This is a genomic window from Actinophytocola sp. (assembly GCF_036002505.1).
Taxonomy (GTDB): Bacteria; Actinomycetota; Actinomycetes; order Mycobacteriales; family Pseudonocardiaceae; genus DASYTH01.
The window spans coordinates 1-15,078 of sequence record NZ_DASYTH010000225.1; the positions used below are offsets into that span (position 1 = coordinate 1).

The 15,078-nt window shown below is 69.4% G+C and carries 15 protein-coding genes; 6 read left to right on the top strand and 9 right to left on the bottom strand.

The features are described from left to right. Positions 1-2,214: cupredoxin domain-containing protein (locus tag VGR06_RS20060; protein ID WP_327560638.1), on the bottom strand; the 2,214-nt coding region annotated here is incomplete at its 3' end. A gap of 584 nt (positions 2,215-2,798) precedes the next feature. Between VGR06_RS20060 and VGR06_RS20065 the strand changes: the two genes are divergently transcribed. Together VGR06_RS20065 and VGR06_RS20070 are read left to right on the top strand one after the other, a co-directional pair. After that, complete coding sequence (locus VGR06_RS20065) at positions 2,799-3,335, top strand: MmpS family transport accessory protein (RefSeq protein ID WP_327560639.1); 537 nt, start codon at positions 2,799-2,801, stop codon at positions 3,333-3,335. Between the two features lie 80 nt (positions 3,336-3,415). After that, entirely contained in the window at positions 3,416-4,405 is a 990-nt protein-coding gene (locus tag VGR06_RS20070) for a hypothetical protein (protein WP_327560640.1), read from the top strand. On the opposite strand, the gene VGR06_RS20075 is transcribed toward VGR06_RS20070, so the two are convergent. The 3 genes from VGR06_RS20075 to VGR06_RS20085 are packed head-to-tail and all read right to left on the bottom strand — an operon-like array spanning position 4,340 to position 6,478. After that, the gene (locus VGR06_RS20075; RefSeq protein WP_327560641.1) at positions 4,340-5,602 is read right to left on the bottom strand and encodes an MFS transporter; all 1,263 of its coding nucleotides are present in this window, start codon (positions 5,600-5,602) and stop codon (positions 4,340-4,342) included. The genes VGR06_RS20070 and VGR06_RS20075 overlap by 66 nt on opposite strands. An 11-nt stretch (positions 5,603-5,613) precedes the next feature. Further along, positions 5,614-6,018 (bottom strand): VOC family protein, encoded by a 405-nt coding sequence (locus VGR06_RS20080; protein WP_327560642.1) that lies wholly within the window; start codon positions 6,016-6,018, stop codon positions 5,614-5,616. 10 nt (positions 6,019-6,028) lie between these two features. Beyond that, positions 6,029-6,478: a helix-turn-helix transcriptional regulator gene (locus VGR06_RS20085; RefSeq protein ID WP_327560643.1), complete on the bottom strand. Its 450-nt coding sequence runs from the start codon at positions 6,476-6,478 to the stop codon at positions 6,029-6,031. 57 nt (positions 6,479-6,535) lie between these two features. Here VGR06_RS20085 and VGR06_RS20090 point away from each other — a divergent pair, with 57 nt between their 5' ends. The 4 genes from VGR06_RS20090 to VGR06_RS20105 all read left to right on the top strand — a co-directional run bounded on the left by VGR06_RS20090 (position 6,536) and on the right by VGR06_RS20105 (position 9,074). Then, a complete protein-coding gene (locus VGR06_RS20090) occupies positions 6,536-7,426 on the top strand; it encodes an SCO6745 family protein (RefSeq protein WP_327560644.1) in 891 nt (296 codons plus the stop codon). A 64-nt stretch (positions 7,427-7,490) separates the two neighbouring features. Continuing rightward, complete coding sequence (locus VGR06_RS20095) at positions 7,491-7,634, top strand: hypothetical protein (protein WP_327560645.1); 144 nt, start codon at positions 7,491-7,493, stop codon at positions 7,632-7,634. A 10-nt stretch (positions 7,635-7,644) separates the two neighbouring features. Beyond that, on the top strand, positions 7,645-8,064 hold the full coding sequence (locus VGR06_RS20100) for a hypothetical protein (protein WP_327560646.1): 420 nt from the start codon (positions 7,645-7,647) through the stop codon (positions 8,062-8,064). Between the two features lie 47 nt (positions 8,065-8,111). Continuing rightward, complete coding sequence (locus VGR06_RS20105; protein WP_327560647.1) at positions 8,112-9,074, top strand: tetratricopeptide repeat protein; 963 nt, start codon at positions 8,112-8,114, stop codon at positions 9,072-9,074. Positions 9,075-9,137: 63 nt separating this feature from the next. Here the strand turns inward: VGR06_RS20105 and VGR06_RS20110 are convergent, their stop codons facing one another. From VGR06_RS20110 to VGR06_RS20130, 5 genes are all read right to left on the bottom strand, one after another. Further along, on the bottom strand, positions 9,138-10,604 hold the full coding sequence (locus tag VGR06_RS20110) for a neutral zinc metallopeptidase (protein WP_327560648.1): 1,467 nt from the start codon (positions 10,602-10,604) through the stop codon (positions 9,138-9,140). A 39-nt stretch (positions 10,605-10,643) separates the two neighbouring features. Further along, the gene (locus tag VGR06_RS20115) at positions 10,644-12,032 is read right to left on the bottom strand and encodes a neutral zinc metallopeptidase (protein WP_327560649.1); all 1,389 of its coding nucleotides are present in this window, start codon (positions 12,030-12,032) and stop codon (positions 10,644-10,646) included. A gap of 38 nt (positions 12,033-12,070) precedes the next feature. Then, complete coding sequence (locus VGR06_RS20120) at positions 12,071-13,066, bottom strand: ParA family protein (protein WP_327560650.1); 996 nt, start codon at positions 13,064-13,066, stop codon at positions 12,071-12,073. Then, entirely contained in the window at positions 13,063-14,256 is a 1,194-nt protein-coding gene (locus tag VGR06_RS20125) for an RNA-binding domain-containing protein (protein ID WP_327560651.1), read from the bottom strand. The genes VGR06_RS20120 and VGR06_RS20125 overlap by 4 nt, the downstream gene beginning before the upstream one ends. Before the next feature lie 24 nt (positions 14,257-14,280). Further along, the coding region (locus VGR06_RS20130; protein ID WP_327560652.1) for an alpha amylase C-terminal domain-containing protein at positions 14,281-15,078 on the bottom strand (798 nt) is incomplete at its 5' end.

The window sequence follows — 15,078 nt, forward strand, 5'->3', positions numbered from 1 at the left end:
CGCGTTGTACAGGTTGACGTTCGGCGTGGCCATGATCGAGGCGTCCCCGGTCATCCAGTGCGCGTGCGGGTGCGCGATCTTCTCACCCGCGGTCTGCACCGGAATCCGGCGATCGATCCTGGTGCCGCCCGGCGCGATCTCCATCACCGCGCCGCCACCGTTGATGGCCACGTGCAGCTGGTCGGTGTCGGTTCGGGTCATCACGTGCGACGGGTCCGGACCGACCTCGATCTGCCGGATGAACGCGCCGGTCTTCCGGTCGAACACGTCCATCTTGTTGTTGAACCACTCGTTGGCGTAGATGACGGTCTCGTTCTTGTCCGTCCACATGTTGTGCGCGTTGTCCATGTTGACGGTCGGCAGCGAGACCTTGCGGTCGACGTTCCAGCTCTGCGTGTCGACCTTGGTCACCGAACCGGTCTTGGTCTTCTCCTTGTACTCCTCCATCTGGGTGGCGATCCACACCTCGCCGACACCCGGCACGGCCGGCTTCTTGCCGAGCGCGGGCAGCTTCTTCGGCAGCTCGAACTTGCTCTTGTAGAAGGCGTCCAGGCTGGGCACCAGCTGGGCCTTGCCGGCCTCGTCGTACATCAGGATCGGCGCCGGCGGGAACTGCGGGTTCCAGGTCTTCTCCTGGGTGTCGCTGAACGTCTGCCAGTTCTCCGGAACCGTGATGTTGAAGAACTTCTCCACCAGCTGCTGGATGATGTCCGCATTGGACGGCACGTTCAGCCCGCGGGACAGGACATGCAGCTTCTTGCCGAAGTCCAGGCCGAGGGTGAGCGGGTCGTCCACCACGACCGCGCCGAGCATGTACGGGTGGACCTTGCACGCGAAGGCGTACAGGCCCGGCTCGGTGAGCTGCATGCTGGTCGATCCGACGAACGCACCGGGCTCGTCCTGCGGGAAGCCCTTCGCGCCCTCCGGCCAGATGATGCTCGTCACGGTGTGCGCGGACATCGCGTCCGGTTGGGCGATGTTGAAGTTGACCGTCACCGGCAGGGCGACGTCGTTGTCGGCGAAGTCCTGCAGGTTCTTCAGCAGGTCCTCCAGCTGCGGGCCGACCGGCAGGCTGTCCAGGGAGATCGGCGCGTTGATCGGGAGCGCCGACACCTGGGCGGTGAGCTGGTCGAGCAGCGAGCTGGCCTCGGCGATCCGGGCGTCACCCGTGGGCAGCAACTGGAAGATCGCCTGCCGGGTGGTGTCCAGGTTGAGCAGCGAGTTCACGTCCACGCCCAGGTCACCGAGCAGCGGGAGCTTCCCGTTGCCCAGCGGCAGGCTCTTGGTCAGCTGGCCGAGCAGGTCGCCGTTGAGCGTCTTGACCGCGTCCAGCCCGCCGAGCAGGCCGCCACCGAGCAGCGGGATGTTGCCGCCGCCGAGCAGCGGCAGGCTGCCGCCGCCGAGCAGCGGGATGTCACCCACGCCGGGCAGCCCGCCGCCGAGCCCGGGCAGCAGGCCGCCCACGTCCGGCAGGGATCCGCCACCGGGCAGGAGGCCGCCCAGGTCCGGCAGGCTGCCACCGCCGGGGAGCAGGCCGCCGACGCCGGGCAGGCTGCCGCCGCCGGGGAGGAGACCCCCCACGTCGGGCAGTGCGCCGCCGCCGGGCAGCACTCCGCCCACGTTCGGCAGACCGCCACCGCCGAGCAGCGGGATTCCCTTCGGGTTGACCGAAGGCACGCTGTTCAGCACCGAGCCGAGGTTCACCCGGGGCAGCACGGCCACCGCGAGCGACTGGCCGATCGACGGGCCGAGGTTGAGGTTGGTGTCGAACCAGGAGCCGTTGGCGTCACCCAGGTCGAACGCCACCGGCAGCGGCCCGACGCCTACCGGTGCGCCGCCACCGCCGGAGGTCGGTGTCGCGCCGCCCCCGGTGCTGGTCGACGTCGGTGGTGCGGTGGTCGACGTCGGCGGTTCGGGTGCGGTCGTGGTGGTCGGCGGGGCACCGTCCTGCACGGTGACCCGGCCGAGCATGTCCGGGTGGAACCGGCAGTGGTAGTCGACGGTTCCCGCGCTGGTGAACGTGAACGTGTAGGACGCTCCCGGATTGAGGTCCGGTGAGTTGAGCGGCCCGCCGGTCACGCTGTGCGTCACCGTGTCGTTGTTCGTCCAGGTCACGGTGTCCCCCACGGCGACGGTCAGCTGCGCCGGGTTGTACTGGAGGTTCTGGAGGGACACCGAGTGGGTCGCGCCCTGAGCTGGCGTTGGCACGATCACGACGCCCAGGAGGCTGAGCGCAATGACCGATACCGCCGCGGTCAGTTTATGCGGCGAGCGCATACCATTCCCTTCTTCGGCTATTGCCCGAGATGCTCGGGCGGTGGAAATCAATTGCGCACCGTGCCCGCCGAGCGCGCGATCAAAGTACCGCAACGTTCCGTGTCTGCCCTGTCTCGATAGTGTTAACGGGGCGTGACTTTCCAATCACTCAATGAATGCCTGACGTGTGATCGGCGATATTTTCAGGTAGCCGGAACGGCCGGTTGGCGACTGTTTTCCCGTCATCGATTCCCTTCGATTTCTTGGGTTTCCGCAGGTGACGACCGGTGTCACTGTTATCCCGATGGCGGGTATTTGCCTTATCGACTGGTTATTCGGCACGCCTCTTTGGACTCCTGAGGGGGAGCTGAGAGGGCCCTGAGAGCAACCTAAGAGAAGGCTTAAGCAGCGGTGATGAGTTGATCATGGGCACAATCGGTCAGTCGTTTCCGGCAGGTAAATCGGGCCGGGTGCGCATCGCTTGCCAAGAAGCGCCGGCGCATGCCACCGTTCCCGGCATCGCGATTGAAAGGGTCGTCGCCGTGAATGACACGAATTCGGAAGAGGCCGTTGCCACGACGGAGCCGGAGAGCGCCGGAACCACGAAGCCGCCGGCGCCGAAAGCGCGAAAGCTGGCCGAGCGGACGTGGTGGCTGCCGTGGCTGCTGGGCGTCGCGGTGCTCGTCGTCGCCGTGCTGGTGATCACCGGCGCGTTCAGTGGGGACGGCGGGTCGGCCGCCGAGCAGCAGATGCAGAGCAAGCGGGCCGAGCTGCCGACCAGCACGCACACGGTCGTCTACGAGGTCAACGGTGCCGGCACCGCGCCGGAGATCCGTTACGTCGTCGACGGCGCGGCCACCGCCGAGAAGGTGGAGAAGGTCGCCCTGCCCTGGCGCAAGGAGCTGCGCATCACGGTCGGCCCCGGCGTCGGCATCGCCCAGCTGCTCGCGGCCAACTCCGAAGCCGACCAGATCTCCTGCTCGGTGAGCATCGACGGCCAGGTGGTCAACCAGGGCGTCTCGCCGGGCGCGAACTCCACCGTGGCCTGCTCCGCGGTGATCCGGCCGACGGCCAAGTAGGGAAGGAACGTGACGTTGCTTTTCCTCTACGGCATGAACGTCACGTTGCTTCCCCAACCCGTGAGTGAGGGAGCTTGATCATGGCGCGACTGGTGGCGGCCGGGCTGACGGCCGCGATGATCGCGGGCGGCGCCGTCCTCGGCACCGGGGTCGCCTCCGCGGCGGGCCCGCTGCAGAGCTGCTCGGCGCGGGTGGTGGACCAGCCCGGGGCGCAGATCCTGATGAGCCCGGCGGCCGTCGAGGCTCCGATCGTCAACGCGCTCGCCCCACTCGACCCGCTCGGCATCCTCCGGCCACTGTTCCAGCAGGCGTGGGCGGTCGTGCCACCGATCCCGCTGGGCACCATTCCCGCCAGCGGCACGCTGACGGTCACCGGCGACGCGGTGGCCAACGCGGTCAGCGCCCAACTGCTGACCATTCCGGTGCTCGCGCCGGTGCTCAACCTGTTGCTGGACAGCGTCTGGACCACGATCACCCAGGCCTGCTCCGTGGTCGGTGAGGCCGTCGGCGGCACCCAGCCCGCGCCGGGCCAACCGGCACCCAGTCAGCCCGGCGCGCGGCAACCCGCACCCGCGCCGGGCACCACACCCCGGCCGGCCGCGCCTGCGCCGGGGGGTGGCGGCGTGGCACCGGAGCCCGCCCCGGCCGCGCCGCCACCCGTCAGCCCCGCCCAGTCCAACGTGGCGCTGGAGTACCCCGTCGAATGGAAGAACGTCTCACCGGGCGCCGGCCTGCCCCCCGACGGCATCGCCGTCAAGCTCGGCACCCCCACCCAACCCAACGGCTACGCCGGGGCACCGCAGTTCGGCATCCTCGGCCGGAACGGCACCACCACGCCGAGCAACCAGACCGCCGGCAGCGCCGAGCCCCTCTCCGGCGAAGCCGCCCAGTCCCCGTTCGGCCCGATCCTCCTGGCCGCTCTCATGGCCATGCTCGTCGCCGCTCAGTGGGGCCGAACCTGGCTGCTGCGCCGCACCGAACCCGCCACCCTGCGCGCCTCCCGGCTAGGCGTCCGCTGGCGCAAGGTCAAGGTTCCGATGCCCGTCGTGTCGCGCCGCGACCGGACCTAGGCGGACCTGGGTGATGCGCACGGCGGCCGCGACGAGCAGGCCGAGCGCGATGGTGAGCGCGGCGGAGGCCAGCAGCGTCGACCGGCCGCCGATGGCGCTGACCAGCGGGCCGCCGAGGAGCATGCCGAGGGCGGTGGACGGGGTGGTCAGCGCGGAGCGGGTGGCGAGCACGCGGCTGAGCACCGGGGGCGGGCAGGCACGCTGGAAGAGCGTCGTGCAGATCGCGGTGAACGGGCCGTAGATCAGGCCGCCGGCGGCGAACCCGACCAGCCCGGGCAGCACCGCGCCGGTGAGCCCGAGCGGCAGCAGCGCGGCGCCCCAACCGACGATGATCAGCACCACGACCGCCCACAGTGGACGGTTGCGGAGCAGCCCGGCGCCGAGGCCGCCGGCCACCGCGCCGATGCCGAACACCGTCCAGAACAGGCCGAGCAGGCCGGGCGAGCCGTGCAGCTCCGCGGCCACGTGGATCGGGAGGGCGACCTCGACCGGACCGTAGAGGAAGAAGAACACGCAGGTGACCGCGATCAGCCCGAGCAGGCGCGGCTGCCGGACGATCGTGCGCCAGCCGCCGGCCGCGGAACCGTCCGCCGGTGCCGCGGGCGCGGCCACGCGGCGCGCGGGCACCAGCCAGCAACTCGCCGCGAGCGCCGCGAAGCTCAGCGCGTCGGCCCCGATCACCCAGCCGGGGCCGGCGAGCGCGGTCACCCCGCCGGCCAGCGCCGGGCCGACCACGAACGACGCCTGGGTGAACGTCGACACCAGCGCGTTGCCGGCGACCCGGTCCTCGTCCGGCAGCAGCTCGGCGATCAGCGTGTACGTCCCGGCGTTGCCCCAGGCGTGCAGCAGCGAGGACACCGCGAGCAGGGCGACGTAGCCGGCCGGAGCGAGCGCGCCCGCCACGGCGAGCACCGCGATCGTGCCGAGCGCCACGGCCCGCACCGTCGCGTCGGCCGCGACCAGGCGGGCGCCGGCGAACCCGCGCACCCACCGGCCGAACACGGCCGCGCCGACCGTGGCGGGCAGTGAGTAGGCCGCCACGGCGAGCCCGGTCCACACGCCCTCGCGGCCCGGCGGCGCGATCTGCACGGCGAGCCAGGCCACCGCGACCATGCTCATCCCGTCGCCCAGCGCCGACACGAACAATCCCGGCAGCACCCGGCGCAGCACCGGCTGGCGCACTACCCGCCCGTACATGGTCCGCCTACCTATCCCTGTTCGATGCGGACGAGGTTGCCGGCGGGGTCGCGGACGGCGGCGTCGCGGACACCCCAGGGCTGGCTGACGGGCTCCTGCACGACATCCGCGCCGGGGGAGCCGGCCACCTTCTCGAACGTCGCGTCGAGGTCGTCGGTGCGGAACTGGACGGTGCGCAGCTCGCCCTTCGCGAGCAGCGCCGCAAGGGCGTCGCCGTCCTCCTGGGAGCGTCCGGCGTGCGGCTGGGACAGCACGATCTGGATCTCGGGCTGGCTGTCGGTGGCGAGCACGATCCAGCGGAACTCGTCGCGCGCGACCTCGTTCTGAACGGTGAGCCCGAGGGTGTCGCGGTAGAAGGCGAGGGCGGCGTCGACGTCGTCGACGATGAGATGCACGTGGCTGATGGAAACGCTCATGCCCGCGACCCTAAGCGGGTGCGGGCACCGATGCTTCTCCAGAACTGACCGGCTGCCGGGCGGGCTTGCGCGGCCGGGTCAGCACCATCACCTGGCAGCCCGGCACGACCTGCAGCTCGCTGTGGTCGCGGGCGCGGTACGCGCTCGGGGTCTCGCCCATGATCTGGGTGAACTTCGTGGAGAAGGAGCCGAGGCTGGTACAGCCGACCGCGAAGCAGGCGTCCGTCACGTTCGTGTCGCCGCGCCGCAGCAGCGTCGCGGCCCGCTCGATGCGCCGGGTCATCAGGTACGAGTACGGCGTCTCGCCGTACGCGTCGCGGAAGCGGCGGCTGAAGTGCCCGGCCGACATGAGCGCCGTGCGGGCCAGGGCGTCGACGTCGAGGGGCCCGGCGTACTCGCGGTCCATCCGGTCGCGGGCGCGCCGCAGCCGCCGCAACTCGTCGAGGTCCACACCGGCCATGTCGCCCATTGTGCACGGGACTGCCCCACGACGGTCTTCGGCTCTACTGTTGGCGGTATGACAGTTGACGCGCGGGGGATGTGGGTTCGGTTCGAGACGTACCACGACGTCACCTACTTCACGCCGGAGTCCCGGGCGGCGACCGACGCGCTGGGGTGCAAGGGCGGCTGGATGGGGTATTTCGGCATGCGGGCCGCGCCGCTGGGGGCGGTGCCGCCGGAGATCGTGACCGCGACGTTCTACAACTTCCACCCGACGCGGGTGGCGCGGGCCATCCCGGACGCCTGGGAAGTGGCGTCGCCGGAGGAGTTCCTGACTACCCGACTGTCCGGAGTGGACAGTGCGCTGCGCCGGATGCTGCCGCCCGAGGTGCTGGACAGCGCCGAGCTCGCCGAGGCGGCGGTGCTGCTGCGGTCCGCGGCGGAGCGCGCGCCCATCGCCGGCCGGGTGCTGACCGCCGCCAACGCCGCGCTGCCCTGGCCGGCCGAGCCGCATCTGGTGCTCTGGCAGGCGGCCACCCGGCTGCGCGAGTCCCGCGGCGACGGCCACGTGGCCGCGCTCGTCGCGGCCGGCCTGGATCCGTGCGAGACGCTGGTGCTGTTCGGTGCCGATCATGGCCTGACCGCCGAATACCTTCAGGTCGCGCGCGGCTGGTCACCCGACGAGTGGGCGGCCGCGTGCGGGCGGCTGGTGGACCGCGGGCTGCTCACCGCCGGCGGCGCGCTCACCCCCGAGGGCGCGGCGCTGCGCGGGTGGGTCGAGCAGAAGACCGACGAGGGCGCCGAGATCCCGTGGCAGGGCATCGGTTCCGAGGCCACCGCCCGGGCCGCCGAGCTGCTCACCCCGATCGCCCTGCGCATCGCCGAGGCGAACGAGGCGATGCGGGTCAACCCGCTGGGCCTGGCCTCCGCTCAGGAGCTTTCCCGGCTGGCCGACAGGGCAGGCTGAGCTGCCCCATCTGACACACGCCCGTCGATGGCCGCTGCACCCCGGGCTCCGCGACCGTTGCCGTATGTCAGAAGCACCTGAATCCCAGGCCGAGCAGAGCGACGACTGGCTGGAAGGCGCCACGATCGAGTTCGCCGGCGAGTTCGGCGAGTCCCTCGACATGCCGCTCGAGGGGATCGAGTTCGACGACAGCGACTACGTGGCCTGAGGGGACGACCATGACACCGCCGAAGCTGACGTTCAACAACGAGGAGCTCACCCTGACCCTGAACGGGGTCGGCGCGGACTGGACACTCGGCCAGTTCGGCCACCTCAGCCTGTTCGACGAGGCGTCCGTGCAGTTCCCGTCCAGCTGGACCGACCTGCACATCAAGGTGGCCACCCAGGTTCTCCAGCTGCACTGGCAGATGAACGCCCACCTCTACCTGGAGCAGTCGCTGCAGGCCGGGATCAGCTACAGCCTCCGCGACGGGGTGAGCGGCCAGATGGGGGCGGACACCGACCTCGTCGCGCATGTGATGCAGCGGCCGCTGGTGAGCGTGGACGCCCTGTTGAGCCTCAAGCTGGAGGGCGAGGCCAGCCGGGACGGGTTCTCCGGCAGCGTCTACGTCGGGCCCACCCTTCGGATCCGGTTCTGAGCAATGGGCCGTGCGCACCCGATCGGGTGACGTGCCAGGATGGAACCGTGACAAGGCCTGATCCACGTCAAACCGCGGCGTTGTCGGCCGCCCTGTCCCGAGCGGTCGACCTGTCCGCCCTCAAAGCCCGTGCCGAGGCCAGCAAGACCCCGGCCGCGCGCCCGGCCACCGGCAACGGCGACGAGCAACCGGCCGGCGGCATCATCGTCGAGGTCACCGAGGCCACCTTTCAGGCCGAGGTGATCGAGCGCTCGCTGACCGTCCCGGTGATCGTGGACCTGTGGGCGGAGTGGTGTGGCCCGTGCAAGCAGCTCTCCCCGGTGCTCGAGCGGTTGGCCGGCCAGTACGGTGGCTCCTGGGTGCTTGCCAAGATCGACATCGACGCGAACCCGCGGATCGCGCAGCTGTTCGGCGTGCAGTCGATCCCGATGGTGGTGGCGATCGCCGGCGGCCAGCCGGTCGAGGCGTTCGCCGGGGCGCAGCCGGAGCCGCAGATCAAGCAGTGGCTCGACGGGCTGCTGGACGCGCTGCGGGACCGGCTGCCGGGGATCCGGGCGGCGGAGAACGGCACGGCGCCCGAGGCCGCCGAGCCGGAGCCCGAGGACCCGCGGTTCACCGCCGCCGAGGACGCGTTCAACCGCGGTGACTACGCCGCCGCCGAAATCGCCTACCAGCAGATCCTGGCCAGCGAGCCGGGCAACGAGCTGGCCGCGGCCGCGCTCGCCCAGGTGCGGTTCCTGGCCCGCGCCGAGGCCACCGACCCCTCGGTCGTGGTCCGCGCGGACACCTCGCCGGACGACCTCGACGCCCAGCTCGCCGCCGCCGACATCGAGGTGGCTCAGCAGCGGGTCGAGCAGGCGTTCGCCCGGCTGCTCAACGCGGTCCGGCGAACCGCCGGCGACGACCGCGACCGCGCCCGCACCCACCTGGTCAGCCTGTTCGACCTCTTCGCCCCGGACGACCCGCGCGTCATGAAGGCTCGCCGCGACCTCGCCAGCGCCCTGTTCTAATGCCCTGAAGGCCGCCTTCAGGGCATTCAACGTCCCGAAGGCGGCCTTCAGGGCATCCAGGCCTCACCGCAGTTCGGAGCACTTGGTCGACCCGTCGAAGTAGCCGATGCGGAACGCGGCCACCCGGGCGAAGCCGGCCTCGATCCTGGTGCCCTTCACGTCTGCGGCGATGAGGCTGTCGTCCTGGAGCAGCTCGGCGACGGCTTCGTCGAGGTCGCCGACGGCGAGGCGGAGCTTCGGGCCGGGCTTGTCGGCGAAACCCGCCCAGGCGCCGGTGAGGCAGGCCGTGCGCAGACCCGCTCCCTCACCCTCGAGCGGCGCGCCGACGCCCTTCTGGATGGCCAGCGCGTACCGGGAGGTGATCTCGGCGAACGCGGCGAAGTCGCCGATGCCGGTGTCCTTGCCGGTGCTCGAGCCGGTGCGTTTGGGTGGTGTGGCGATCTTCTTCAACTCGGCCAAATCAATGGCCACCACGTTCTCTTCCGGGCAGTAGGCCGCGGGAGAGGTCGACCCGCCGGAACGGCATTTGGCGCCGTTGTCCTGGATCTCCGGCGGTTCGGCGCCCTCGTTGGTGGAGAACGCCCGGCCGAGGTCCTGGGTGAACTTGTCGAAGATGGCCGGGTCGGTGATGTCCACCTGGCCTTCCTGCGAGTTCTTCATCTCGTCATCGCTGCGCTCCTTCTCCTGGATCCGCTTGTTGATCTCCGCCACGTCCATGTCGGCGCACCGCCGCGGGCCCTTGAGATAGCCCTCCTGGAAGGCGAAGACCCGGTCGAACGCGAGGCCGTGCGCACCCCGGGTGTTGGCGGAGAGCCCGGCCGGGTCGCGGATGAAGAACATGGTGGCCAGGATCTTGTTCAGCCCCTGCCCGGTGTTGAGCTGGAAATGCTTGGCCTTGTCGTCGGCGACGTACCGGAAGAAGTTGCCGGCGTAGCAGTCCGCCTGCTGCTCCTTGACGATCGTCGGCGTGGCCTGGCTGACGTTGCTCTTCTCACCCAACCGGAACTGCACCGCGTGCCCCATTTCGTGGGCCAGCACGGTCACCACCGACATCTTGCCGAACTGTTTGTCCAGCAACGGCATCAGCCGCCCGCGGTCCCACGAGATGCTGTCGTCCTGTCCACAGTAGAACGCGTTGACCAGCCCGGCGGTGCTCTGCGAGCAGACCTTGATGCCCGGCCCGTCCGAGTCGTACGAGATCAGCCGCTTCAACGGCTCGAACTTCTGCCCGTCGAAATTCGCCGGCATCTGCTCGGACCAGTAGTCGTAGATATCCGACACCGCGTTGACCGCGAGCCGGTCCATCTCCCCGCCGTCCCCGTTCTGGAAATCCAGCTTCGCGTCCGGCACGCCCTCCCGCGGCCCGCTCGGTCCGTTGGTCACCGGCTTCCCGCCCACGGTCCTGGTGTCGATCTCGCCGGCCGCCCGCGGTGTGCCCGGCACGGTCTTCCCCGCACATCCCCCGAACAGCAACGCGACCGCCAGCCCCACGGCGACCACCACCCCCAGCCGACCCCTGCCAACCCGCACGGCAACCCTCCCGGTTCGCGATGCAGGCACCCTACTGGCTCAGCTCACCCCGCAGGCCTTGATGCCCTGGAGGGTGCCGGCGCGGAACGTTGAGACGCGGTCGAACGCGGCGGGGATCCCGTGGCCGGCGGTGTCCCGGGAGGCGAAGTCGTCGCGGAGCAGGACGCTGACGGCCTCGTCCATGTCGCCGGGGGAGAGGGTGAAGCCGGTCTGGCGGGGGATGAGGGTGCCGGTGTACGCGCCCACCAGGCACAGCACCTGGCGCTGGGCGTCGGCCCCGTCCAGCGGTTTGGCCAGCACGGACAGGGTGGCCAGGGCGAACCGGCTGGCCAACAGCGTGCCGGTGGCGTAGTCGCCGATGTCGGTGTGCAGCTCCGGCAGCGTGCCCTTGGTGGCGATGTCGATCTCGGTGCCGTCCGGGCAGAACGCGATCGGGCCCTGGTCGCCCTTGGTGCAGGTGGGGTCGTTGTCGGTGGGCCGCAGCTGCAGCGCCGACCACTGCTTGCCGCGCTCGGTGGCCAGCTTGCCGAAGAAGTCGTTGAGGTCCGTGGTGATCGACTCGAGCAGCTTGTCGAGCGGCAGGTTGCCGCCGAGTTGGGCGTCCTCGAGCCGGGTGAACCCGCGCAGCGTGAACGTCCGGTTGTCCACGCTCATCTCGGCGCAGAGCCGGGTGCCCTTGTCGTACCCGTCCTGGAACGCCGACACCCGGTCGAACGCGTCGCCGTGCGCGTTGCGGTCGCTGGCCTCGGTGCCGATCGGGTCCCGGAACGTGGTCAGCGACTTCAGCACCGAGTCCAGCTGCTCCTTGGCCATCGTCAGGTGCCCGGCCTTGCCGTCGATCACCCAGTGCACGAACGTGCCGGCGTAGCAGTCGGCCTGCGCCTCGATCAGGATCGTCGGGTACTTCTCCGGGTTGCGCCGCTGCTCGGCCAGGGTGAGCCCGGACCGGCGCTGCACCGCGTGCCCCATCTCGTGGGCCAGCACGAACATCACCGCGGCTTCGCCGAACCGCTCCCTCAGCACCGGGAGCAAGGCGGCCCGGTCCCACACCATGACATCCTCGGTCGGGCAGTAGAACGCGTTCCCCTCCACCTCGACCGACCGCCGCACGCACGGCGGCGTCGCCGCGCCCGGATCCGCGGTGTCCACCGAGTAGTACCCGCCGGACAGGTCCTCCCACGCCTTGCCGAACGCGGCCGGAAAGGCGCTCTGCCAATATTCCTTCAGGTCGGTGAGCACGGTCGCGGCCAACCGGTCCGACTCGCCCCCGTCGGTGTTCTTCACGAACGACGGATCCACGCCGGACTGGCCGCCGGGCCCGCCCTTCGTCACCGACCCACCCGGCACCGGACTCCCGGCAACGGTCGTGGTGCAGGCGCTGACCACCGCGGCGAGCAACAGAACCACGGCGGTTCGAAGGGTGTGCACCCCTCCAGTCTGCCCGCCCCGCCGCAAGATCGTGGTCATTACCGCTCAGGGAGCACACGCTCGAGGATTTCCGATGCCAGCTTCTCGAAGTCCAGGTACGCGCTCTGCGCCGCCTGCGCGTGACCACCGAACGCGCCGTCGGCTGGCTTGAGGTGGAAGACGGGCTTGCGTGCCTCCTGCGCTAGCAGCAGCAGGCTGTGGTAGTGCTTGAGTTGGGCCAAACAGTATGGGTCGTCCTCCAGCTTGGCGAAACTTGCGTGGGGCAAGTCGAGCACTGTGGTTCGAAACTGTTCGGGAATCTGGTTCATCCGTCGCTGGTAGGCAGGGCCGGGGCGGTTCAGGCGTACACCCTGGCCCAGTACGACATACCCGATGACCGCCATCCGTCCGGCCGGCAGCGGGGTGTCCGATGGCGGGCGATTCACCAGGCGGTTTGCCCAACCGGAGCGCCACTCGCGCAGCGTGGGCCCGAGATTCCGCAGTCCTTGGAGGCCGATCAGGTCCAGCGCGAGTGGTATCACGACATAGTCCGAGGCGACCAAGGCCGCACGATTGACAGAGCCAAGGCTTGGCCCGACATCCACCAGGACTATCTCAGCGTCGTGTTTCCGGGCCGCATCGGAGAGCACGGTCCAGAACGCGGACATCGTTCGGAATGCTCCAGGCTTGCCGTCCATCGACCCTGACCAAGCTTCAGCGAGATCATCCTCGAACGTGGACAGCGCGAGATCACCGGGCAGTAGCGCGAGCCGGTCGTCATCGGTTCGGGCGAGCGGAGCGGGGCCGATGGATTCCTCGCGTTCGTGAAATGGACGGAGCGCGCCCCATACGCTGCGATGTTCCGCATCGAGCGGCCATATCCATTCGAGTTCGTTCTCGTCCAGGAACGCTGAAGTCAAATTGGTCTGCGGATCGAGGTCGGCGACGACCACGCGGTGGCCAAGGTCGGCGAGCATCCAGGCGAGGTGGTAGACGAGCGATGTCTTTCCGACGCCGCCCTTGTTGTTGAAGAACGTGACGATGGGGGCGGTCATGGCCTTCTCCAGATCGTCACGGCCACATATGTGTCGGTGGCATCGAAGCGGGGTTCAGGGTTCTGGTTCGTGGCGAGACTGTTTCTGATGAGAGGAATTCCCACACCAAATCGTTGGACGTAGCCAAGTCCATGCATGACCTCCGCCAATATGGGATTGCGGTAGCCGGTAACACCGGGCGTGCCAAAGTTGCTGACGCTAACGCCTCCATACGGTCCGCCAGGGTTGATCACTTCCACTCGGTCAACGAACCAGGTGAATCGAACGGGTGCGTTGTTGTTCTCGTAGGACCGATGCATGATCGCGTTGCGAACAATCTGTTGCAATGCGACGACCGGATAGTCGGAGATGCGTATCTCGCGATCGGAGCTGGTAATGTCCACTGCCGTGACGGTGTTGACCTTGATCAGGTCGTCAAGTTGACTTAGTACCTCGAGTAGGGTGCCGTCGATTCGTTTCTCGTCGATGATCGGCGCTGCGAGGTCTTCGCCGTCGATGCGGAGGAACTGCACATAGGCCCCCGGAAGCCACCAAAGAGGGTCACGTCCGGTGGCCAGGAGACCGGCGACGGTCGCTCTGCCCTCGACGGAAAGGAGGCGGAGAGCGACCAATTGCTGTTCGCGTGAACGCCCGTTTTCCGCGAGGACATCCGGTGGTTGAAGGGCGGGTAGTAGCGTCTGCTCGAACATACCGAGGTCGAGGTCGTCCAGCGTCGTACCGCCTACCGGTTGGGCATCGAACGGAAGATCGAGGGCCCGGCGCCGCTCATTGAGCTGACGCTCGTCGTCGAGGCTGGCGATGCCTCGACGGGGGCCGACGCGGATATAAATGCGTCCCTTGTAGCGGACCGGGGGAGCCGTGGACGGTTGAACTTCAACCACGGCCACCGCACCTTCCGGCGTGGTCAGTTTGCGAACCGACATTGATGGGGGCGGCAGGATGTTGCCCTGGTCGCGCAGGTCGGCCAAGGTCCTGAGCAGCTCGTCGGTGATCGCCAGGCCCGAGATGGTTCCCTTGTCGGTCACTCCCACGAACAGGATGCCGGGTTGGTGGTAGCCGGGCAGGTCGTTTGCGAACGCACAAATCGCCTCGCTGAGCTTGTCCCGGTTGCCCGCGGACTCCTTGCGTTCCACCCGGTCGGACTCGAGCTCGGCCAGCAGGGCGAGAAGCTCCTGCTCGGTCAGTGCCATGCGGTGATCGTATGCCGGTGGACGTCAGTCCTCGGGAACCAGCCAGATGACGCCCTGCGGGGGGAGTTGGAGCAGGGCCGAGGCGGGGCGGCCGTGCCACGGGTGGTCCTCGGCGGTGACGGTCCCGAGGTTGCCGATGCCGGAGCCGCCGTAGGCCGCGGCGTCGGTGTTGAGGATCTCCCGCCAGCGGCCGGCGTGGGGGAGGCCGACCCGGTAGTTGTGGTGGGGGACGCCGGCGAGGTTGGCCACGCAGGCCAGCACCGTGCCGGGTAGTTCCGGGGCCAGGCGCAGGAAGCTGGCCACGTTGTTGGCCGAGTCGTTGGCGTCGATCCAGGAGAAGCCCTCGGGGCGGGTGTCCGCGGCGTACAGCGCGGGGTGGGCCCGGTAGGCCGAGTTGAGGTCGGTCACGAGGCGCCGGATGCCGGCGTGTTGCGGGTCGTCGAGCAGGTCCCAGTCCAGCGACCGGTTCTCCGACCACTCCCGCACCTGGCCCAGCTCGCCGCCCATGAACAGCAGCTGCTTGCCCGGGTGCGCCCACAGGTAGGCCAGCAGCGCGCGCAGCCCGGCCGCCTTGTTCCAGTCGTCGCCGGGCATTCGTTGCCACAGCGAGCCTTTCCCGTGCACCACCTCGTCGTGGGACAGCGGCAGCACGAAGTTCTCGCTCCACGCGTACATCAGCGAGAAGGTGAGCTCGTTGTGGTGGTACGAGCGGTGCACCGGATCATGGCTGGCGTACCGCAGCGTGTCGTGCATCCAGCCCATGTTCCACTTGAACCCGAAGCCCAGGCCGCCGACCCGGGTGGTGCGGGTGACGCCGGGCCA